Raw genomic sequence first — 20,687 nt, 5'->3', positions numbered from 1 at the left:
TCTGATACACCGCCTTCGCGAGCAAGCCCGCTCCCAAGGGGGATTTGCGGTGATTGGGCAATTGCGCTCGCCACAGGTGCGACAATCAGGCCTGCCGGAATCTGACTCACAGGTTTACAATCGATGCTCCCGATCAGGAGTAACCCTGTGCTGACTCATCTCGATTCCCAAGGTCGCGCCAACATGGTCGATGTGACCGACAAGGCCGTGACGTTCCGTGAAGCCACGGCCGAAGCCTTTGTGCGCATGCTGCCCGAAACACTGCAGATGATCGTCAGCGGTGGTCATCCCAAAGGCGATGTGTTCGCCGTCGCGCGCATTGCCGGCATTCAGGCGGCGAAAAAAACCAGTGACCTGATTCCGCTCTGCCATCCGCTGATGCTCACCAGCGTCAAGGTCGAGCTCAATGCCGAAGGCGAGGACCGGGTGCGCATTGTTGCCCGTTGCAAACTGTCGGGGCAGACCGGCGTGGAGATGGAAGCCCTCACCGCCGCCAGTGTTGCCGCGCTGACCATCTACGACATGTGCAAGGCCGTGGATCGGGGCATGACCATCGAAGGCGTGCGGGTGCTGGAGAAACTCGGCGGCAAGAGCGGCCACTTCCAGGCGGATGCACCATGAAAATTACCGTGAAGTTCTTTGCGCGTTATCGCGAAGCGTTGGGCATTGATTCGCAGAGGGTCGAGGGCGATTTCTCCACGGTGGACGACGTGCGGATACTGTTGGCCGCACGAGATGGTTTCGATGTCTTGAAAGAACAAAACCTGATGTGCGCCCGCAACGAAGACCTGTGCCAGCTCGACGAGCCGCTGGTCGATGGTGACGAAGTGGCATTCTTTCCCACCGTGACCGGAGGCTGAGCCATGGCGATTCGGGTGCAAGCCGATCCGTTCGACCCGGGCGCCGAAGTCAACGCGATGCACGCGGCCAATGTCGGCGTGGGGGCGGTGGTGAGTTTTGTCGGCTACGTGCGTGACTTCAATGACGGCCTTGATGTGTCCGGGATGTTCCTGGAGCACTACCCGGGCATGACTGAAAAAGCCTTGGGCAAGATCGCTGCCGAGGCCGAGCAGCGCTGGCCGTTGCTCAAGCTGGAGGTCCTGCATCGCATCGGTGCCCTGGAGCCGGGCGAACCGATCGTCTTCGTGGCGGCCGCCAGTGCCCATCGCCAGGCGGCATTCGACGCCTGCGCCTTTGTCATGGACTACCTCAAGACCCGTGCGCCGTTCTGGAAAAAGGAAAACACCGCCGATGGCCCGCGCTGGGTCGAAGGGCGTGACAGTGATCATGCGGCGGCGGATCGCTGGAAGCGGTAGATAGCCTGTTGCTGATTGATTGCCTGCCAACCGCTATCGCGAGCAGGCTCGCCCCCACAAGGGATCCAGGTTGTACACAGTATTCGTGTTCGACGCAGGCCTCCTGTGGGAGCGAGCCTGCTCGCGATGAGGCCATCAGCCTCCCATCACTTTTCGCGGTTTCCCCAATTGACGATATGTACATTAAAGTCCAGTATGGATTTATAAGTACATAAAATCCGTCGCTTCACCTTTCTCTGCCAAAACCAACAACAAACCCGCGAGAGATCGATCATGAAAAAGCTCCCCCTCATCACCGGCCTGGCCTTGAGCCTGCTGGCCTCCAGCAGCCTGTTCGCCGCCGAGAAGACCTTGCGTATCGGCATCGAGGCGGCGTATCCGCCGTTTGCTTCCAAGACCTCCGAAGGAAAGATCGAGGGCTTTGACTATGACATTGGCAATGCGCTGTGCGCGCAGATGAAGGTCAAGTGCCAGTGGATCGAAAGTGAGTTTGACGGGCTGATTCCGTCGCTCAAGGTGAAGAAAATCGACATGGCGCTGTCGTCCATGACCATCACCGAAGAGCGCAAGAAGTCGGTGGATTTTACTCACAAGTACTACTTCACCTCGTCGCGGCTGGTCATGAAGGAGGGCGCGGTGGTCGATGATCAATACGCCAGTCTCAAAGGCAAGACCGTGGGTGTGCAACGGGCGACCACCACCGACCGCTTCGCTACGGAGGTCTTCGAACCCAAGGGCGTGACAGTCAAGCGCTACAGCAACAACGAAGAAATCTACATGGACCTGGCGTCCGGTCGACTGGACGCGATATTCGCTGACACCATCCCGCTCGAAGATTTTCTGTCGATGCCCCGGGGCAAGGGCTACGCGTTTGTCGGGCCGGAGCTCAAGGACCCGAAATACGTCGGTGAAGGCGCGGGTATCGCGGTGCGCAAGGGCAATACCCAACTGGTGTCGGACTTGAACAAGGCCATCGACGGGATTCGGGCCAGTGGGGAGTATCAGAAGATTCAGGCCAAGTATTTCAAGTCGGATATCTATGGCGACTGATTGATCGTTATCGCGAGCAGGCTCGCTCCCACATTGGATCTCATTGAACACAAATAGCGTGTTCGACACAGACCCCTGTGGGAGCGAGCCTGCTCGCGATGAGGCCAGGCCAGGCAACAAAAACCTCAGCCCTTCAACTCCTTCAAATGCTTGTAAACCGTCGCTCGTCCCATGTTCAGCACATTCGCCACATAGTTGGACGCGCTCTTGCCCTTGAACGCGCCTTCGGCATGCAGCGCCAGCACCAGTTCGCGTTTATGGTCGCGGGTCAGCAGGTTCAGGCTCAACTGACGCTCGCGCATCCAGGCGTGGAGGAAGGTGTTGATCCGTTCCTGCCAGTCATCGCGAAACAGTGAGTCCGGCTGCGGGATCAACTTGCCCGGCGACAGGAACAGGTCCAGCGCGGCCTTGGCATTCTCGAACAGCGAAATATTCAGATTGATGCACAGCACCGCCAGCGGGCGCCCCCCTGCATCGCGCAGGACGCTGCTGAGGCTGCGGATTTTCTGCCCGTCCCAATTGAGTTTTTCGTATGGCCCGATGTTCCGTTCGCTGATCTCTTCGCTGAGCATGTCCTCCAGGGACGAGTCATCCCCTATCACGCGCTTGGACAGGTTGTTGGCGATGTAGTCGACTTTCTGCGTACGCAGGTCGTGCAGCACCACTTCGGCGTGAGGGTAGAACAGCGTGGCGATGGCGTCGGCGATGGTGCGGAAATTATCCAGTGTCGGATCAGGTTGCGGGGCATTCATGACAGGGCTCCGGGCAGCGTCAGCGCCCCGTGAAGCAGGGGCGCGCAGGAGTGTGCCGCAATCGTGGCGATGCGTCACCTGGGTGGGTTCAAGCCAGGCGTGCCGGCGACAGCTGGGTGGTGTTCAGGCCGAAACGGGTCAAGGTCTCGGGCAATGGCTCACCGCGCACCAGGGCCGCGCTGGCCTGACCCATGGCCGGGGACGTCTGGATGCCGTAGCCGCCCTGGGCCGCGACCCAGAACAACCCCGGTACCTGGGGATCGAAACCGGACAAGAGGTCGCCGTCGGGGACGAAACTGCGCAACCCGGCCCAGGTGCGGGTCGGACGGCGGATGGTCAGGGTGGTGGCTTCTTCGATCTGGTAGATGCCCATGGCAATGTCCAGTTCTTCAGGCTGCACGTCGTGAGGTTCCACCGGATCGGCATTTGCCGGCGAGCCGAGGAACATGCCGGCGTCGGGCTTCATATAGAACGACTCGTCGAGGCTCACCAGCATCGGCCAGTCATGAATGTCCACGCCCTCGGGGCCGGCAAAAATGAATGCCGCCCGCCGCTTGGGTTGCAGGCCCAGCTTTCGCGCGCCGGCCATTTCGGCAATGTGATCGGCCCAGGCGCCGGCCGCGTTGATCAGCACCGGAGCGCTGAAGGTCTGGCCAGCGGTTGCTACCTGCCACATCCCCTGATCGTCGCGGCTCAGGCCCAGCACTTCGGTGTCGGTGTGCACCTGACCGCCGTTGCGGCGGATACCGCGCAGGTAGCCTTGGTGCAGCGCATCGGTGTCGATGTCACAGGCGGTGGGGTCGTAGATTGCACCATGCACCTTGTCCCGTCGCAGGATCGGCAGTCGCACACAGGCTTCTTCGGCGCTGAGTAGCTGCATCTGCGGCACCGTGGCCTTGGCGCTGAGGTACTGGTTGTTCAGCTCGGCCGGGTCGCCGGTGAAATCCACGGTCATTTCGCCCCGTGGGGTGAGCAGCGGGTGCTCGCAGAAACCGGCTGGTGGGGCGTCGAAAAAGTCACGGCTGGCCTGGGTCAGCGCCCGCACCTGAGGCGTGCCATAGGCGGCGGTGTACAGCGCCGCCGAGCGCCCTGTGGAGTGGTAGCCCGGATGGGATTCGCGCTCGAGCACAATGACCCGACCGTGGGGGGCCAGCCAGTAGCCGGTGGAAGCACCGGCGATGCCACCGCCGATGATGATGAAGTCTGCTGAGGTCATGAAGCTCTCCTGTGGAGCGCGGTGCCGGGAGTTAGTAAAACCTTGTGGGGAAATCGGCTGTGTCAGTTGTGCAACTGATAAAGCGCATTCGCCAGCGCAACGTCTTCCAACCCCAGGCCGATGGAGCGGAAGAACACATGGCGTGCATAGCTGGGACGCGCCACGTGTTCGCTGAGCAGTTCAGGCAAATCCCCAACCAGGCGTGACGCGTCCCAGCCGTGCTGTTCAGCGGCAATCAACATTTCACCGGCCGAACCGGGGGTGGTCTGACGATAGTCACAGAACACGTCCATGTCGTTGAGGCTCTGGGGGGGCACTTCGTGGGCGCGCGGAGCATTGGTGCTGATGGAGGTAATCAGGGCTGGCTTGCTCAGTGTCTGTGGGTCGAGCACTGCCTTGGCGGACGAGGTGCAGAGCATCACCACATCGGCGTCGTGCAGCGCCGCTTCAAGGCTGGCAGCGATTTGCAGGCGCGGATCCAGCTCGGTGAGCGAAGCACGCTCTTGCGCCGATTTATTCTGTAGGCTGGGCGAATAGAGGCTGATGCTTTGCCAATCCCGCAGACCCTTGACGTATTGCACGTGGGCCCTTGCCACTGCGCCGCTGCCGATGACTGCCAAGCGCCGGGCCTGGAATGGGGCAAGGGCATCCACGGCGACGGCAGTGGTGGCTGCGGTGCGGGCGGTCGTCAGTTCGGCGGCGTCGCACAGCAGCAGTGGCTGGCCGGTCTGCATCGACATCAGCAGGGTCCAGGCGGTCACCAATGGACCTTGCTCGCGCACGATATACGGTGAGGTCTTGACCCCGTAGACCTGCTCTTCAGCCAGCACGCCCAGGTAGTTGATGAAATCCCCGGCACCTTGGGGAAACTCCACAAGTTGCTGGGGCGGTTGGACGGCCTGTCCGGCGGCAAGGTCGTGGAACAGCTTGCGTAAAATCTGCGGTACGTCGACTTGGCCGAGCAGCTCTCGGGCCTGGGCTTGGGTCATCACGTAGGGCGTGCTGGACATCGGAACTCCGGGGTGCTTTGTGTAAACTAATTTGTCCATTATGGACTTATAGTTCTGTTGGGCAATATCCCGGACGAAAAAAAAGCGCAGCGTTTGCGGCTGCGCTTTCTGGTTCCTGACGACGGTTAAGGGCGTTTGCGCTCAACCGGCCGAAGCAGATGAGTCGGTGGGGTTTCGCAATTGATCTTCTTCCCCAGCAACGCTTCGATGGACGGCAACTGATAGGAGTCATCCTCACCGGCGAAGCTGATCGATACGCCAGCGGCGCCTGCACGCCCAGTACGCCCGATCCGGTGCACATAGTCATCCGGCACTTCCGGCAGGGTGAAGTTGATCACGTGGCTGATCCCGTCGATATGAATCCCGCGCCCGGCCACATCGGTGGCCACCAGCACACGGATCTTGCCTTCGCGAAAGCCTTCCAGCGTCTTGATACGCTTGTGTTGCGGCACGTCGCCCGACAACTGGGCTGCGTTGACGCCATCGCGTACCAGGCGCTCCTCGATACGGCGTACTTCGTCCTTGCGGTTGGCGAACACCATCACGCGCTCCCAACCGTTGTCGTTAACCAGGTTGTAGAGCAGCTTGTACTTGTCGGCGCCGGCCACAGCGTAGATGTGCTGCTCGACGTTTTCGCTCGCGACGTTCAGCGCTTCGATCTCGACGATGGACGGGTCGGTGGTCCATTGCTTGGCCAGGTTCATCACGTCTTCGGTGAACGTGGCGGAAAACAGCAGGGTCTGGCGTTCGCTTTTCGGTGGGGTCTGGCGAATGATCTGGCGCACTTGCGGGATGAAGCCCATGTCGAGCATGCGGTCGGCTTCGTCCAGCACCATCACTTCGACCATGTCCAGGTGCACATCGCCGCGCTGGTTGAAGTCCAGCAGGCGTCCCGGTGTTGCCACCAGAATGTCGCAGTGACGGGCTTCGAGGTGCTTGAGCTGCTTGTCGAAGTCCATGCCGCCGACGAACGTCATGACGTTCAGTCCGGTGTACTTGGTCAGGTCGGCGGCGTCCTTGGCGATCTGCACCACCAGCTCGCGGGTCGGTGCGATGATCAGCGCCCGTGGCTCGCCCATGTAGCGTTCTTTGGGCGGCGGGGTCTGCAGCAACTGGGTAATGATGGAAATCAGGAACGCGGCGGTCTTGCCGGTACCGGTCTGGGCGCGGCCGATGGCATCTTTACCGGCGAGGGTGAATCCCAGCACCTGCGCCTGGATTGGCGTGCAGTAGGGGAAGCCCAGGTCCTGGATGGCATGCATCAGTTCAGGGGCGAGTTTGAAATCATGGAAGCGGGTCTTGCCTTCCTGGGGTTCTACGACGAAATCCTCGAGCTTCCAGGCGACGACCGGCGGTTTTGGGGCGCGCTCGCGGCGTGGCTTGGGGGCTTCGTTGTGTGGCTGTTGCGGCGCGGGAGCGACAGGCGCGGTGGCCGCGTCTTTTTCTGTGTTCGCAACAGGCGTTGTCCGCCGCGGCTTTTTTTGCACCTCGGCACGACTCGGGCTGTGGGCAGGTGCGCTGGGGCCAGGCACGAGCTGCTCGGCCTCGCTTTTACCGAACATCTTCTTGAGTGCTTTGAGCACGGTCATCTCATCGATTGGTTAAGGAATGTACGCCGGCCAGTGTAATGCAAGAAACGGGCGCGGCGTAGTGTGATCGTCAAGGGGTTGACATGTCCTCACGCCCGCTTAGCGCAACCGCTCGCTCAGCCAGGTGCCGATGTCGCGAATCTCTTCGGGTAACACTTCATGGCCCATTGGGTATTCTTGCCATGTCACGGTGACACCATGCTGTTTCAAATACTCTTTCGCGGTCCGCCCCATGGGGTTGAGTACCACTTCGTCGTACTGGCCGTGTAGCGCCAATACCGGAATGCGCTGCTGGCTGGCCGACAATTGCAGTTCTTCGCTGAAAGTCGGTGCATAAGTGGACAGCGCGACTACGCCCCCCAATGGACCCTGCCATTTCACGAACGCGGTGTGATAGACCACCGCGCCGCCTTGGGAAAAACCTGCGAGGAAAATCCGCGAGGCGTCTATTCCAAGGGCTCGCTGGGCTTCGATCAGGTCGATGACCCGCTGCGCCGACACTTCCAGCTGTTGCTCGTCGATGGCCCGCGCGGGGCTCAGGGCGCGGATATCGTACCAACTCGGCATGGCGTAGCCGCCGTTGATGGTCACCGGCTGGGTCGGCGCTTGAGGCAGAACGAAACGTGTCGTGAGCAGGCTTTGCTGCAGCATTTCAGCCACCGGCAGGAAGTCGTAACGATCGGCGCCCAGGCCGTGGAGCCAGATGACGCACGCGTCGGCGGTGCCGCTGGGCTCGAGAATCAAGGGGTCGGTCATGGTCTGCTCCAAATCTGTGCGGGCGCGCTCATTCAGTGCGTTATTACAGTGCGGGCCCGGTGCCTCAGTTAATTAGATGTCGCAATCTTAAAAGTTTTTGTCTTGACGTGTCTCATAAGGGTCAAGCGCAGCGGTGTGGTACGGCGTTTGCTTTGAGGTAGCTTGAGTGATGATTCTTACGCTGCGCGGTAACACTATCAGCTTGACGCGCCGCATGGGATATCAGAAATCCGGTGATGGATGTTCGCCAATAGCCGCTACGGGCTTCGCGAACGTGAAGGGCTACAGCCCGTTCGGCCGATTGGTGAGAGATGAGGCAGGCGCCCTGTTTAGGGGCATTCTCATTATTAGACTCATAGCGAAGGTCCAGACGTCGGTTGACCCTAAAAAAAGCCAACAAGGGTCGGCAATGCCCCATAAGGGTGCGACAGGGCTCGAGCTCCGACACAACAAGAGCAAAACTGGAGGTTTGAATGAAGTTACTGAAATCCACCCTGGCCGTCGTGACTGCAGCTGCAGTACTCGGCGTCAGCGGGTTCGCTCAGGCGGGTGCAACCCTGGATGCCGTACAGAAGAAAGGCTTTGTGCAATGTGGCGTGAGCGATGGCTTGCCGGGTTTCTCGGTGCCTGATGCCTCCGGCAAGATCCTCGGTATCGACGCTGATTTCTGTCGCGCAGTGGCCGCTGCCGTATTCGGCGACGCGAACAAGGTGAAATTCAGTCAATTGAACGCCAAGGAGCGTTTCACCGCGCTGCAGTCCGGTGAAATTGACGTCCTGTCGCGCAACACCACCATGACCAGCTCCCGTGACGCGGGTATGGGCTTGGTTTTCCCAGGCTTCATCACCTACTACGATGGCATCGGCTTCCTGGTAAACAAAAAGCTGGGCGTCAAGAGCGCCAAGGAACTGGACGGTGCAACCATCTGCATCCAAGCCGGTACCACCACCGAGCTGAACGTTTCCGACTACTTCCGTGGCAATGGCCTCAAATACACCCCAATCACCTTCGACACCTCCGATGAAAGCGCCAAGTCGCTGGAATCCGGTCGTTGCGACGTGCTGACCTCCGACAAGTCCCAGCTGTTTGCCCAGCGCAGCAAGCTGGCCGCGCCGAAGGACTACGTGGTTCTGCCGGAAACCATTTCCAAGGAGCCACTGGGCCCGGTCGTGCGTAATGGCGACGAAGAGTGGGCGAAAATAGTGCGCTGGACTGGCTACGCCATGCTCAACGCTGAAGAAGCCGGCATCACTTCGAAGAACGTTGAAGCTGAAGCCAAATCCACCAAGAACCCGGACGTCGCCCGTATGCTCGGCGCTGACGGTGAATACGGTAAAGACCTGAAGCTGCCCAAAGACTGGGTTGTCCAGATCGTCAAACAAGTCGGTAACTACGGTGAAGTGTTCGAGCGCAACCTCGGCAAAGGCACCCCGCTGGAAATCGATCGCGGCCTGAACGCGCTGTGGACCAACGGCGGCATTCAATACGCACCACCAGTGCGCTGATGGTTCTATCACCCGGTGGGCCAACCACCGGGTGATGTTCTGTTCCATTCTTTGCGGGGCACTTCATGCAAAATTCAATCGGCGCACCTAAGCAGAGGCTTAGCCTCAGCGATCCACGCGTGCGTGCCTGGGTATTTCAGATCGTCACCATTGTGGCGGTGGTTTCACTGGGCTGGTTTCTGTTCGACAACACGCAAACCAACCTTGAGCACCGGGGCATCACCTCCGGTTTCAGCTTTCTGGAGCGCAGTGCCGGATTCGGCATCGCTCAAACCCTGATCGACTACACCGAAGCGGACAGCTATGCCCGCGTCTTCGTCATCGGGTTGCTCAACACACTGCTGGTGACGTTCATCGGCGTGATCCTGGCGACGATTCTCGGTTTCATTGTCGGCGTGGCCCGACTGTCGAAAAACTGGATTATCGCCAAAGTAGCAACGGTGTACGTGGAGGTTTTCCGTAACATCCCGCCACTGCTGCAGATCCTGTTCTGGTACTTCGCCGTATTCCTGACCATGCCGGGCCCACGCGCCGCCCATAACTTCGGCGACACCTTCTTTGTCAGCAGCCGGGGCCTGAACATGCCGGCCGCGCTGGTGGCGGACGGGTTCTGGCCATTCGTGATCAGCGTCGTGCTGGCGATCATCGCCATCGTGCTGATGACCCGCTGGGCCAATAAGCGTTTCGAAGCCACGGGCGAGCCGTTCCATAAATTCTGGGTGGGCCTGGCGTTGTTCCTGGTGATCCCGGCGCTGTGCGCCCTGGTCTTCGGTGCCCCTGTGCACTGGGAAATGCCGGAACTCCAGGGCTTCAACTTCGTCGGTGGCTGGGTACTGATTCCCGAATTGCTGGCATTGACGTTGGCACTGACGGTGTACACCGCGGCATTCATTGCCGAGATCGTGCGTTCGGGCATCAAGTCGGTCAGCCACGGTCAGACCGAAGCTGCCCATTCCCTGGGCCTGCGTAACGGTCCGACCCTGCGCAAGGTGATCATCCCGCAAGCCCTGCGCGTGATCATCCCGCCGTTGACCAGCCAATACCTGAACCTGGCGAAGAACTCCTCGCTGGCGGCCGGTATCGGTTATCCGGAAATGGTTTCGCTGTTTGCCGGTACGGTGCTGAACCAGACCGGGCAGGCGATCGAAGTTATTGCGATCACCATGAGCGTGTACCTGGCGATCAGTATCAGCATTTCCCTGCTGATGAACTGGTACAACAAGCGCATTGCGCTGATCGAGCGGTGAGGAAAAACGCGCATGACATCCCATACTTTCAAACCTGACATGCCCCCACCGAGCAGTAGCATCGGCGTGGTGGCGTGGATGCGCGCGAACATGTTCTCCAGCTGGCTTAACACCTTGCTGACGTTGTTTGCGTTCTACCTGATTTACCTGGTCGTTCCACCGATCATCAGTTGGGCGATCCTCGACGCCAACTGGGTCGGCACCACACAGGCTGACTGCACCAAGGAGGGCGCCTGCTGGGTGTTCATCCAGCAGCGCTTTGGCCAGTTCATGTACGGCTACTACCCGGCGGATCTGCGCTGGCGCGTGGACCTGACCGTGTGGCTGGCGGTCATTGGTGTGGCTCCGCTGTTCATCTCGCGCTTCCCGCGCAAGGCGGTCTACGGCCTGAGTTTCCTGGTGTTGTACCCGATCATCGCCTGGTGCCTGTTGCACGGTGGTGTGTTCGGTCTGGCCACCGTGTCGACCAGCCAATGGGGCGGCCTGATGCTGACCCTGGTGATCGCCACCGTCGGTATCGCCGGGGCTTTGCCGTTGGGCATCGTGCTGGCTTTGGGGCGGCGTTCGAACATGCCGGCGATCCGTGTGGTCTGCGTGACCTTCATCGAATTCTGGCGCGGCGTGCCGTTGATCACGGTGCTGTTCATGTCCTCGGTGATGCTGCCGCTGTTCCTGCCTGAAGGCATGAACTTCGACAAGCTGCTGCGGGCACTGATCGGCGTGATCCTGTTCCAGTCGGCCTACGTGGCTGAAGTGGTGCGTGGCGGCTTGCAAGCCATTCCCAAAGGTCAGTACGAAGCGGCCGCGGCGATGGGCCTGGGCTACTGGCGCAGCATGGGCCTGGTGATTCTGCCGCAAGCCCTGAAGATGGTGATCCCGGGTATCGTCAACACCTTCATCGCGTTGTTCAAGGACACCAGCCTGGTGATCATCATCGGCCTGTTCGACCTGCTCAACAGCGTGAAACAAGCTGCCGCCGACCCGAAATGGCTGGGCATGGCCACCGAAGGCTATGTGTTCGCCGCCCTGGTGTTCTGGATTTTCTGTTTTGGTATGTCCCGCTATTCCATGCATTTGGAACGCAAGCTGGACACTGGCCACAAGCGTTAGGAGCGTAGTTTATGAGTGAAGCGATCAAACAGCCTGTGAGCCCTGAAGGCATTATTCAGATGCAGGGCGTGAACAAGTGGTACGGCCAGTTCCACGTGTTGAAAGACATCAACCTGAACGTCCAGCAGGGCGAGCGTATCGTGCTGTGCGGCCCGTCGGGTTCCGGCAAGTCCACCACCATCCGTTGCCTCAACCGCCTGGAAGAACACCAGCAGGGTCGCATCGTGGTCGATGGCGTGGAACTGACCAACGACCTCAAGCAGATCGAAGCGATCCGCCGTGAAGTCGGCATGGTGTTCCAGCACTTCAACCTGTTCCCGCACTTGACCATCCTGCAGAACTGCACCCTGGCGCCGATGTGGGTGCGCAAGATGCCCAAGCGCAAGGCCGAGGAAATCGCCATGCATTACCTGGAGCGCGTACGCATTCCAGAGCAGGCGCACAAATACCCGGGCCAGCTCTCCGGCGGCCAGCAGCAGCGTGTGGCCATCGCCCGTGCCCTGTGCATGAAACCGAAAATCATGCTGTTCGATGAACCGACTTCAGCGCTCGACCCGGAAATGGTGAAAGAGGTTCTGGACACCATGATCGGCCTGGCCGAAGACGGCATGACCATGCTCTGCGTGACCCACGAAATGGGCTTTGCCCGCACCGTGGCCAACCGTGTGATCTTCATGGACAAGGGCGAAATCGTCGAACAGGCCGCGCCGAACGACTTCTTCGATAACCCGCAGAACGACCGCACCAAGCTGTTCCTGAGCCAGATTCTGCATTGATCCGGCCTTAGGCATTGAAATAGACCCGGACTTGTCCGGGTTTATTTTTGCCTGGGATTCAGGGTGTCAGAACGGTTGCCTGTTCCGGATGGCGGGTAGTCAACAACTGCTTCAAATCGGTGCCCTCGCTCAGTGCGAGTACTTCCGCCATCAGGTGGGGATGACGATCGAGCAGGCGCATCAGCATGAACAGTGGTTGCGGTGGGGCGACTTCGCCACGCTCGTAACGGGAAAAGGCGTTGTGTCCGCCGCCAGACAGCAGTTTCACCGCGTCTTTTTGCGTGAGGTGCAGTTTGCGACGGATGCGTTTCATCTCCGCCGCCATCGCCTGGGCACAATCTTCGAGCAACTGATCGCTCGCCTGGGAATAACGTTGCGCGCTGTCGGTGTCGTGATCAAATTCGATTTCACCACAGCCCCGGCACTCCCATCCGGCGATGTCGTGCACCTGCCGTGCTACCTGCTTGTAGTCGATGGTAAAGCTTCGGCCCTCAAAGTGTTGCATGGCGTCTTGAGTACCGCAGTTGACACATTGCTGCGTTTTCATTGGTCTTTCTCCTTGAAGGAGACTACCGGATGCCCACCGCCAGGGCGGTAGGTCACCTTGATGTAAATCTCCCGATCCTGAAATGTGGTGTGATAAACGTCCTGCCAGATTCGATGATCGGCATAGGTCGTCATCGATTTGTGCAACATCCTGTACTCCAGCGAGGCCATGATTTGCAGCATCCGGGCAGTGCTTAACGACATTCTTCGAGCGCCTTGCTGAGTGCTCATTGTGAATGCCTTGTTCCCCAGCCTGAGGACTTCGGCCTTGACGACTGCCAGGTCGTAGTGGGGTGTGCTCTTTTCCATAGAACTGTATGCCTTGTCCTTAAAATTACCCTTAAGGGGTAATTTTGACCAATCGAAAATTTCGCTCCTTTTCCCTCGCATTGACCTTAGGCGGTTGCCGTCCTACAAGAAGCTGACTAATCTGTCAGAAAATTCAACCCATGCTGCCTACCCCTGCGCTCAGCGAACGCTATCGTGACTTCCCAAGCGTCATCGGCGCGCAGTGGCGCCAGAGCTTCATCCTCGTCCTCAACCGGTGTTCGATCTGCACATCGAATCCTCGACGCTGTCGAACAACAGGTTCGGCAATGGGCCAAGGCCCTCCGTCGACAGTTGATCAATGAACCTTGAACCTTGAACCAGAGCTTTCCATGTCCCGCGATACGCTTGACCGCATGACCCCGACGACGCCCAAACGCGCCGCAGAGCTTGAGCATTTGCTGATCGACGCCGAAACCGACGATGAGCAGACCCAGCAGGCCCCTCCATTGCTGCGCAAACCCTGGCTGTTACTGCTCGGGTTGATCCTGGTGGCGCTGAACCTGCGTCCGGCGCTGTCAAGCATGGCCCCATTGCTTAGTGAAGTTTCAAAAAGCCTTGGTTTGTCGGCTGCCCAGGCCGGCTTGCTGACGACGCTGCCAGTGCTTTGCCTGGGCCTGTTCGCACCGCTGGCGCCGGTGCTGGCGCGGCGCTTTGGAGCTGAGCGGGTGGTGTTGGGAATCTTGCTGGCCCTGGCCGGTGGGATCATTTTGCGCAGTTCTTTCGGCCAGATCGGCCTGTTTGCTGGCAGCATCCTGGCCGGCGCGAGCATTGGTGTGATCGGTGTACTGTTGCCGGGCATCGTCAAGCGTGACTTCGCCAAACACGCCGGCGCCATGACCGGCGTCTACACCATGGCGCTGTGCCTGGGGGCGGCGATGGCGGCCGGGGCCACCGTGCCGTTGAGCGAGCATCTGAATCACAGCTGGGCGATGGGCCTGGGTTTCTGGGTGGTGCCGGCGCTGCTGGCCGCCGTGTTCTGGCTGCCGCAAGTGGGCCAGAAACACGGTGCTCATCAGGTGGCATATCGGGTTCGCGGTTTGCTGCGTGACCCGTTGGCCTGGCAGGTGACGTTGTACATGGGGTTGCAGTCGTCCCTGGCCTACATCGTGTTCGGTTGGCTGCCGTCGATCCTCATTGGCCGTGGCCTGACGCCGACCCAGGCCGGGCTGGTGTTGTCCGGCTCGGTCATCGTGCAACTGATCAGTTCCCTGGCGGCGCCCTGGCTGGCGACTCGGGGCAAGGATCAACGCCTGGCCATTGTGATCGTCATGGTCATGACTCTGGGCGGGCTGTTTGGATGCCTCTATGCGCCCATTGAAGGTTTGTGGGGTTGGGCGATCCTACTGGGGCTTGGGCAGGGAGCAACGTTCAGCCTGGCGCTGACGCTGATCGTGCTGCGCTCGCGGGACGCCCATGTGGCCGCGAATCTTTCCAGCATGGCCCAGGGGTTCGGCTACACCTTGGCGTCCATGGGGCCGTTCGCGGTCGGGGTGGTCCACGACTGGACCGGCGGCTGGAGTGCTCTGGGTTGGATCTTCGGTGTGATTGGCCTGGGCGCGATCATCGCGGGCATCGGGGCCGGCCGGGCGCTATACGTTGGGGTCAGCAGCGAAAGAGTCAGTGATCTTCGCTGATGTTATTTTCATGGCGAATGACGATAGTGTTCCTCGCCAGAGCAGATTATCGTGCAGCTCTACTGAAGATTTTCGGAGCTTGTCCATGAGTGATGCCCACAACGCCTTGATCACCCGCTTCTACCAGGCCTTCCAGCGTCTGGATGCCGACGCCATGAGCGCCTGCTACACCGACGACGTGGTGTTCAGCGACCCGGCGTTCGGTGAACTGCGCGGGCGCGATGCCGGCGACATGTGGCGCATGCTCACCACTCGGGCCAAGGATTTTTCCCTGACCTTCGATAACGTGCGCAGCGATGAGCGTACCGGCGGCGCCCACTGGGTCGCGACTTATCTGTTCAGCCAGACCGGCAACACGGTGGTCAATGACATTCAGGCACGGTTCGTGTTTCGCGACGGCAAGATTTGCGAGCACCATGACAGTTTTGATCTGTGGCGCTGGTCCCGCCAGGCATTGGGCACCAAGGGCCTGCTGCTGGGTTGGACGCCGCTGGTGCGCAATGCCGTCAGAGCCCAGGCCCTCAAGGGGCTACGGGCGTTTCAGGCCAGTCGCTGATAAGATTGCGGCTTGTTTTCTACACGTCTGCTGAACATCCTGTGACGACCGCCAACCCATCCTCCGACCTGCCAGGGCAAGCTGCAGCCGAACCGGGCAAACCCTGGTTTGTCTACCTGGTGCGGGCCGCCAACGGTTCGCTGTACTGCGGCATCAGTGATGACCCGGTTCGGCGTTTCGCCAAGCATCAAAGCGGCAAGGGCGCGCGTTTTTTCCTTTCCAGCCCGGCGGTGGCGTTGGTGTACACCGAAGCCTGTCGCGACAAGGGCGAAGCCCTGCGCCAGGAGCGATTGATCAAGAAACTCAAGAAAAGCGCCAAGGAGTGCCTGGTGGCGAGCGCATCGATGTTCCATCAACCGCGCTGATACGGCTTCATCAGAAGGGTAGGCTGTCGGGCCCTGGCACGCTAAGCTGCGGGACTTCCTCCCCGCAGTGGCGAACCTCATGTCAGAGCTGATTCTTCATCATTACCCGACGTCTCCCTTCGCCGAGAAAGCCCGCTTGTTACTGGGTTTCAAGGGCCTGTCCTGGCGTTCGGTGCATATCCCGCCAATGATGCCCAAGCCCGACCTGACGGCACTGACGGGCGGCTACCGCAAGACCCCGGTATTGCAGATCGGCGCGGATATCTATTGCGACACGGCGCTGATCGCCCGTCGGTTAGAGCAGGAAAAAGCTTCGCCGGCGCTGTTTCCCGAAGGCCGGGAGATGATTACAGCGTCTTTTGCCGCATGGGCCGATTCGGTGGTGTTTCAACATGCGGTAAGCCTGGTGTTTCAGCCGGAGTCGGTGGCGGTGCGTTTCGCCAAGTTGCCGCCTGAAGTCATCAAGACGTTTATCAGCGATCGGGCCGGGCTGTTCAGTGGCGGTACGACCAAGCATCTGTCTGCCGAACAGGCCAAGCACCAATGGCCCACGATCATGGCGCGTCTTGAGCAACAGTTGCAGCGCGAGGAGGGTGACTTTCTGTTGGGCGATCCATCGATTGCCGACTTCGCCATGGCTCACCCTCTGTGGTTTCTCAAAGGCACTGCGGTGACTTCGCCGCTGGTAGACACCTACCCGGCGATCTCGGCATGGTTGGCGCGAGTGCTGGGTTTTGGCCATGGCGCGTCGAACGCGATGAGTTCCGAAGAGGCTTTGGAAGTGGCTCGCAACGCTGCGCCGGCAGCGCTGCCGGATGAGTCATTCGAGGAACCGAACGGGTTCACGAAAGGGCAGCCGGTGACGATTGCCGCAACCGATTATGGCGTCGACCCGGTGGCCGGAGAGTTGTTGTTTGCCGGTCGTGAAGAGCTGATCCTGCGTCGCGAAGACGCGCTTGGCGGGGTGGTGCATGTGCACTTTCCACGGCTGGGTTTTCAATTATCAACCTGATAAGAAGGTCAGGCGCTCGATTAAAGTCGATCTGTCGCCCGGAGCAGGCAATTCCGGGCGATTATTCCAGAAGCGATCACCCGATATTACAACTCGCATTGAACCAGGTGTGGCGCATTGGGAGGAATAAGGCCTTGCAGGTCGAAGATCGTTGTGGCGCGGCGGATTGCATCGCTCGTGCTGCTCCCGTTGAAAACGGTGGTGGTCTGTATGACGGTTTGGTTCGGTGGCAGGAAGAGTTGGCAGGTGTATTGCGCGGCAGAGGCGGAACCGGCGTAGATCGCAATGAAAGACAACACCAGGGCGCGGTGGGTGATTTTTATAACGCGGTTTCGGGCTGGGTAATGCTGTATCGCGTTCATTTTATATGCTCCGTCTGTTCAGGCGTTCTCGCAAGAGGTTCGGCTCAGCGACGGCTTCGGCTGAGGGGGCATATAAAAAATGAACGCTATTTCAGGCATTGATACTGTAGGAGTTGACAGTCCCGACTAATGGGCGCTTACCGTCTACCCAGGGCTGGCGCTCTGACTGGACCACCGCCATCGCGAGCAAGCTCGCTCCCACCCTGGGTTTGCAGTGGTAACAGGATTGGCGTCCGCCGCGAATCCCTGTGGGAGCGAGCCTGCTCGCGATGAGGCCATCCGATCCAGCATCATCGCTAGCGGACAAACCTATTTCGCGGACAGTGCCTCGAGGATGTTCTGCGGCTCAAAACCACGAATCAGCGTGCCATTTACATCCAGAATCGGGATCCCGCGCCCGCCCAGCGCCTCATAGGCCTTGCGCGCCTGAGCGTCTTTCTCGATATCGAACTCGCGATAGGGCACGCCTTTCTCATCCAGGAACCGCCGGGTCGCCTTGCAGTAACCGCACCAGTCGGTGGCATACAGCACGACCCGGGCATTGGCCCGGATCTGTTCAGGCAGCATCTGCGAGGGGTTGAATACCCGCTCGATCTTGCCCCAGTTCTGGTACGCCACAACCACCAGCAAAATCAGCAGAAACTTCTTCAGAACCTTTGCGAGCATCAGTTACGGCGCTTGAGCTGATCGGTCAGCGCCGTGGGCAGGCCCTTGATGATCAGCGTGCCGGCTTCTTCGTCATATTCGATCTTGGAGCCCAGCAGGTGGGCTTCAAAACTGATGGACAAGCCTTCGGCTCGGCCGGTGAAGCGGCGGAACTGGTTGAGGGTGCGTTTATCCGCCGGAATCTCCGGCGACAACCCGTAGTCCTTGTTGCGAATGTGGTCGTAGAAGGCTTTCGGGCGATCTTCGTCGATCAGTTCGGACAGCTCTTCCAGGCCCATCGGCTCGCCGAGCTTGGCCTGGCTGCTGGCGTAATCCACCAGGGTCTTGGTTTTCTCCCGGGCGTCGTCCTCTGGCAGGTCTTCGCTTTCGACGAAATCACTGAAGGCCTTGAGCAGGGTGCGGGTTTCGCCGGGCCCGTCGACGCCTTCCTGGCAGCCGATGAAGTCGCGGAAATATTCCGAGACCTTCTTGCCGTTCTTACCCTTGATGAACGAGATGTACTGCCTGGACTGTTTGTTGTTCTGCCATTCCGACACATTGATCCGCGCTGCCAGGTGCAGTTGGCCCAGATCAAGGTGACGGGACGGGGTCACGTCCAGCTCGTCGGTGACCGCCACGCCTTCGCTGTGGTGCAGCAGGGCGATCGCCAGGTAATCGGTCATGCCCTGTTGATAATGGGCAAACAGCACGTGGCCGCCCACCGAGAGGTTGGACTCTTCCATCAGCTTTTGCAGGTGTTCCACCGCTACGCGACTGAATGCGGTGAAGTCCTTGCCGCCGTCGAGATACTCCTTCAGCCAGCCGCTGAACGGGTGCGCCCCGGACTCGGCATGGAAGAAGCCCCAGGCCTTGCCTTGTTTGGCGTTATAGCTCTCGTTGAGGTCGGCGAGCATGTTCTCGATGGCCGTGGACTCGCTCAACTCGGAGTCACGGGCATGGAGCACGGCGGGCGTGCCGTCGGGTTTTTTGTCGATCAGGTGGACGATGCAATGACGGATCGGCATGGATTTCTCGGCTGATGAAAGAGAGGAGGGCGCGCTCCCCCAAAAAGGCCCAGTGTACCGCAATCACTGGTTTTGGAACCCTGCAAAGCCCCTTTCAGACCCGTCCGACATGCCATATGCATTTTTTTACCGTTTTCGCGCAAGAAAGCTGACCAAATGGGTAGCTAGAGGCGGATATTTCACAGGCGTTGTGCTAGTTTTGCCCGGTCTTACGCGAAGTCACTGCGTTAAGCGTGCATTCAGCATTTGTCAGGTCGAACCAAACCCGGTTTTCGGCATCTATTACCCCGATCCGTCGTGGTGATTACCGAGGGTGTCTGATCCTCTGAGATCGGGCTCGATGGCTGACACTGCACTCTGCAATCCATATGAATTTGATAGGGAAGGAACACTACATGGCTCTTACTAAAGACCAACTGATCGCTGACATCGCTGAAGCTATCGACGCGCCTAAAACCACCGCGCGTAACGCTTTGGACCAACTGGGTCAGATCGTTGCCGATCAGCTGGAAAATGGCGGCGAAATCACCTTGCCAGGCATCGGCAAGCTGAAAGTCACCGAGCGTCCTGCCCGCACCGGCCGCAACCCTTCGACTGGCGCAGCCATCGAAATCGCTGCCAAGAAAGTTGTTAAGTTCGTTCCAGCCAAAGCGCTGACCGACGGCATCAACAAGTAAGATCGCGTTTAAAAGAAAACCGTGCTGCGGAGTGATCCGGGCACGGTTTTTTATTGCCTTGGAAAAAGTGCTCTGTGGTCAGGGCATTTGTGGCAGCAAGGCCTTGCTCCCACTCAGCCCTTGCGAACCCAACGCGACTGGCGCCACGCCTGCTGCTGTGCCTCGGTCTGGAAGGTCCAGGCCACAAAGCGGCTCTGCTTCTGCCCCTGGGACATTTCCACCACCTGGCTGTGCAGCGCCCCGGCCTTTTTCAAGGCGGTTTGAATCGCCGGTAGATTCGACGCCTTTGACACCAGCGTGCTGAACCACAGCACCTGGCTGGCCACCTGTGCGCTCTCGCCGATCAGTTGCGTCACAAACCGGGCCTCTCCGCCCTCGCACCACAACTCCGCCGCCTGACCGCCAAAATTCAGCACCGGCAGCTTGCGCTTCGGGTCGGCCTTGCCCAGCGCACGCCATTTGCGCTGGCTGCCCTTGGTGGCTTCCTCCAGGGAGGCGTGGAAGGGTGGGTTGCACATTGTCAGGTCGAACCGCTCGGCCTCTTCCAGCAAACCCAACAGGATCTGCTTGCGGTTGGCTTGCTGGCGCAGTTGGATGGCTTTGTTCAGCCCGTTGGACTGGACAATGGCTTTGGCCGAGGCAATGGCCGTCGGATCGATTTCCGAACCGAGGAAATGCCAGCGGTAATCGCTGTAGCCGATCAGCGGGTACACGCAGTTGGCCCCCGTGCCGATGTCCAGCACCTTCACCGCCGCCCCGCTTGGAATCGTTCCTTCGTTGTGGCTGGCCAGTAAATCAGCGAGGAAATGCACGTAGTCCGCGCGTCCTGGCACCGGAGGGCACAGGTAGTCGGCCGGAATGTCCCAATGGGCGATGCCGTAGAAGGACTTGAGCAGCGCCCGGTTGAACACCCGTACGGCTTCCGGGCTGGCGAAATCGATGCTTTCCTTGCCATAGGGGTTGATGATCACGAACTTCGCCAATTCGGGCGTGGACTTGATCAATGCCGGGAAGTCGTAATGACCCTGGTGGCGATTGCGTGGGTGCAGGATGGCCTTCTCCCGCGGCACTTTGGCCTCCGTGGCGGGTTTGGGCTTGGAACGTGCTGGCTTGGGCGTGCGAGGGGCGGTCATGTGCGGGTCGATTCGGGGAGGGTTCAAAAAGTGGCGGGCATTGTCCCACATCCTGCCCCTGCGAACCCAACTGCA

24 protein-coding genes are annotated in these 20,687 nt (G+C 59.7%); 13 read left to right on the top strand and 11 right to left on the bottom strand.

The features are described from left to right. Positions 1-147: 147 nt before the first annotated feature. From moaC to QOM08_RS22975, 4 genes are all read left to right on the top strand, one after another. Complete coding sequence (gene moaC, locus QOM08_RS22990; protein ID WP_076383624.1) at positions 148-621, top strand: cyclic pyranopterin monophosphate synthase MoaC; 474 nt, start codon at positions 148-150, stop codon at positions 619-621. After that, complete coding sequence (locus QOM08_RS22985) at positions 618-860, top strand: MoaD/ThiS family protein (RefSeq protein ID WP_188250929.1); 243 nt, start codon at positions 618-620, stop codon at positions 858-860. The genes moaC and QOM08_RS22985 overlap by 4 nt, the downstream gene beginning before the upstream one ends. Positions 861-863: 3 nt before the next feature. Beyond that, the gene (gene moaE, locus QOM08_RS22980) at positions 864-1,316 is read left to right on the top strand and encodes a molybdopterin synthase catalytic subunit MoaE (RefSeq protein WP_047228852.1); all 453 of its coding nucleotides are present in this window, start codon (positions 864-866) and stop codon (positions 1,314-1,316) included. Positions 1,317-1,589: 273 nt separating this feature from the next. Next, on the top strand, positions 1,590-2,366 hold the full coding sequence (locus QOM08_RS22975; protein WP_047228853.1) for an ABC transporter substrate-binding protein: 777 nt from the start codon (positions 1,590-1,592) through the stop codon (positions 2,364-2,366). A 125-nt stretch (positions 2,367-2,491) separates the two neighbouring features. Here the strand turns inward: QOM08_RS22975 and QOM08_RS22970 are convergent, their stop codons facing one another. The 5 genes from QOM08_RS22970 to QOM08_RS22950 form a co-directional block, all read right to left on the bottom strand. Further along, positions 2,492-3,118, bottom strand: a complete 627-nt coding sequence (locus QOM08_RS22970; protein WP_076383627.1) for a transcriptional regulator — start codon at positions 3,116-3,118, stop codon at positions 2,492-2,494. An 88-nt stretch (positions 3,119-3,206) separates the two neighbouring features. After that, entirely contained in the window at positions 3,207-4,334 is a 1,128-nt protein-coding gene (locus QOM08_RS22965) for an FAD-binding oxidoreductase (protein WP_316912184.1), read from the bottom strand. A gap of 62 nt (positions 4,335-4,396) precedes the next feature. Continuing rightward, positions 4,397-5,344, bottom strand: coding sequence for an ornithine cyclodeaminase family protein (locus tag QOM08_RS22960; protein WP_316912183.1), 948 nt, complete (start codon positions 5,342-5,344; stop codon positions 4,397-4,399). Positions 5,345-5,469: 125 nt separating this feature from the next. Beyond that, positions 5,470-6,933, bottom strand: a complete 1,464-nt coding sequence (gene rhlB, locus QOM08_RS22955; RefSeq protein WP_047228857.1) for an ATP-dependent RNA helicase RhlB — start codon at positions 6,931-6,933, stop codon at positions 5,470-5,472. Positions 6,934-7,032: 99 nt separating this feature from the next. Beyond that, the gene (locus tag QOM08_RS22950) at positions 7,033-7,689 is read right to left on the bottom strand and encodes an alpha/beta hydrolase (RefSeq protein ID WP_047228858.1); all 657 of its coding nucleotides are present in this window, start codon (positions 7,687-7,689) and stop codon (positions 7,033-7,035) included. 473 nt (positions 7,690-8,162) lie between these two features. Here QOM08_RS22950 and QOM08_RS22945 point away from each other — a divergent pair, with 473 nt between their 5' ends. The 4 genes from QOM08_RS22945 to QOM08_RS22930 all read left to right on the top strand — a co-directional run bounded on the left by QOM08_RS22945 (position 8,163) and on the right by QOM08_RS22930 (position 12,327). Continuing rightward, positions 8,163-9,194 carry an amino acid ABC transporter substrate-binding protein gene (locus tag QOM08_RS22945; RefSeq protein WP_139049202.1) on the top strand — a complete coding sequence of 344 codons (1,032 nt, stop codon included), beginning with the start codon at positions 8,163-8,165 and terminating at the stop codon, positions 9,192-9,194. A gap of 65 nt (positions 9,195-9,259) precedes the next feature. Next, positions 9,260-10,441, top strand: a complete 1,182-nt coding sequence (locus QOM08_RS22940; protein ID WP_139049203.1) for an amino acid ABC transporter permease — start codon at positions 9,260-9,262, stop codon at positions 10,439-10,441. A gap of 12 nt (positions 10,442-10,453) precedes the next feature. Further along, positions 10,454-11,551, top strand: coding sequence for an amino acid ABC transporter permease (locus QOM08_RS22935; RefSeq protein ID WP_139049204.1), 1,098 nt, complete (start codon positions 10,454-10,456; stop codon positions 11,549-11,551). 11 nt (positions 11,552-11,562) lie between these two features. Beyond that, complete coding sequence (locus QOM08_RS22930; RefSeq protein ID WP_047228862.1) at positions 11,563-12,327, top strand: amino acid ABC transporter ATP-binding protein; 765 nt, start codon at positions 11,563-11,565, stop codon at positions 12,325-12,327. Positions 12,328-12,385: 58 nt separating this feature from the next. On the opposite strand, the gene QOM08_RS22925 is transcribed toward QOM08_RS22930, so the two are convergent. Both QOM08_RS22925 and QOM08_RS22920 read right to left on the bottom strand, forming a co-directional pair. After that, positions 12,386-12,874 carry a type II toxin-antitoxin system MqsA family antitoxin gene (locus QOM08_RS22925; RefSeq protein ID WP_188250927.1) on the bottom strand — a complete coding sequence of 163 codons (489 nt, stop codon included), beginning with the start codon at positions 12,872-12,874 and terminating at the stop codon, positions 12,386-12,388. Beyond that, positions 12,871-13,182: a type II toxin-antitoxin system MqsR family toxin gene (locus QOM08_RS22920; RefSeq protein ID WP_188250926.1), complete on the bottom strand. Its 312-nt coding sequence runs from the start codon at positions 13,180-13,182 to the stop codon at positions 12,871-12,873. The genes QOM08_RS22925 and QOM08_RS22920 overlap by 4 nt, the downstream gene beginning before the upstream one ends. A 326-nt stretch (positions 13,183-13,508) precedes the next feature. On the opposite strand from QOM08_RS22920, the gene QOM08_RS22915 reads away from it, so the two are divergent. The 4 genes from QOM08_RS22915 (at position 13,509) to QOM08_RS22900 (ending at position 16,770) form a co-directional block, all read left to right on the top strand. After that, on the top strand, positions 13,509-14,837 hold the full coding sequence (locus tag QOM08_RS22915) for a CynX/NimT family MFS transporter (protein WP_107321922.1): 1,329 nt from the start codon (positions 13,509-13,511) through the stop codon (positions 14,835-14,837). A gap of 85 nt (positions 14,838-14,922) precedes the next feature. Continuing rightward, on the top strand, positions 14,923-15,393 hold the full coding sequence (locus QOM08_RS22910; protein ID WP_047228866.1) for a nuclear transport factor 2 family protein: 471 nt from the start codon (positions 14,923-14,925) through the stop codon (positions 15,391-15,393). A gap of 41 nt (positions 15,394-15,434) precedes the next feature. Next, entirely contained in the window at positions 15,435-15,758 is a 324-nt protein-coding gene (locus tag QOM08_RS22905) for a GIY-YIG nuclease family protein (protein WP_076383632.1), read from the top strand. A 79-nt stretch (positions 15,759-15,837) separates the two neighbouring features. Next, a complete protein-coding gene (locus tag QOM08_RS22900; protein ID WP_316912182.1) occupies positions 15,838-16,770 on the top strand; it encodes a glutathione S-transferase family protein in 933 nt (310 codons plus the stop codon). An 86-nt stretch (positions 16,771-16,856) separates the two neighbouring features. On the opposite strand, the gene QOM08_RS22895 is transcribed toward QOM08_RS22900, so the two are convergent. The 3 genes from QOM08_RS22895 to yejK form a co-directional block, all read right to left on the bottom strand. Beyond that, complete coding sequence (locus QOM08_RS22895) at positions 16,857-17,132, bottom strand: hypothetical protein (RefSeq protein WP_139049208.1); 276 nt, start codon at positions 17,130-17,132, stop codon at positions 16,857-16,859. A gap of 309 nt (positions 17,133-17,441) precedes the next feature. Beyond that, positions 17,442-17,798 carry a glutaredoxin family protein gene (locus QOM08_RS22890; RefSeq protein ID WP_316912181.1) on the bottom strand — a complete coding sequence of 119 codons (357 nt, stop codon included), beginning with the start codon at positions 17,796-17,798 and terminating at the stop codon, positions 17,442-17,444. After that, positions 17,798-18,802: a nucleoid-associated protein YejK gene (gene yejK / locus QOM08_RS22885; protein WP_139049210.1), complete on the bottom strand. Its 1,005-nt coding sequence runs from the start codon at positions 18,800-18,802 to the stop codon at positions 17,798-17,800. The genes QOM08_RS22890 and yejK overlap by 1 nt, the downstream gene beginning before the upstream one ends. A gap of 395 nt (positions 18,803-19,197) precedes the next feature. Here yejK and QOM08_RS22880 point away from each other — a divergent pair, with 395 nt between their 5' ends. Beyond that, positions 19,198-19,479 (top strand): HU family DNA-binding protein, encoded by a 282-nt coding sequence (locus QOM08_RS22880; protein ID WP_047228872.1) that lies wholly within the window; start codon positions 19,198-19,200, stop codon positions 19,477-19,479. 113 nt (positions 19,480-19,592) lie between these two features. On the opposite strand, the gene rlmF is transcribed toward QOM08_RS22880, so the two are convergent. Then, positions 19,593-20,612 carry a 23S rRNA (adenine(1618)-N(6))-methyltransferase RlmF gene (rlmF, locus tag QOM08_RS22875; RefSeq protein ID WP_316912180.1) on the bottom strand — a complete coding sequence of 340 codons (1,020 nt, stop codon included), beginning with the start codon at positions 20,610-20,612 and terminating at the stop codon, positions 19,593-19,595. Between the last annotated feature and the right edge of the window lie 75 nt (positions 20,613-20,687).

The organism is Pseudomonas sp. P105, assembly GCF_032614175.1.
GTDB classification, from domain to species: domain Bacteria; phylum Pseudomonadota; class Gammaproteobacteria; order Pseudomonadales; family Pseudomonadaceae; genus Aquipseudomonas; species Aquipseudomonas rhizophila.
This window is presented reverse-complemented; position numbering and strand designations above follow the sequence as displayed.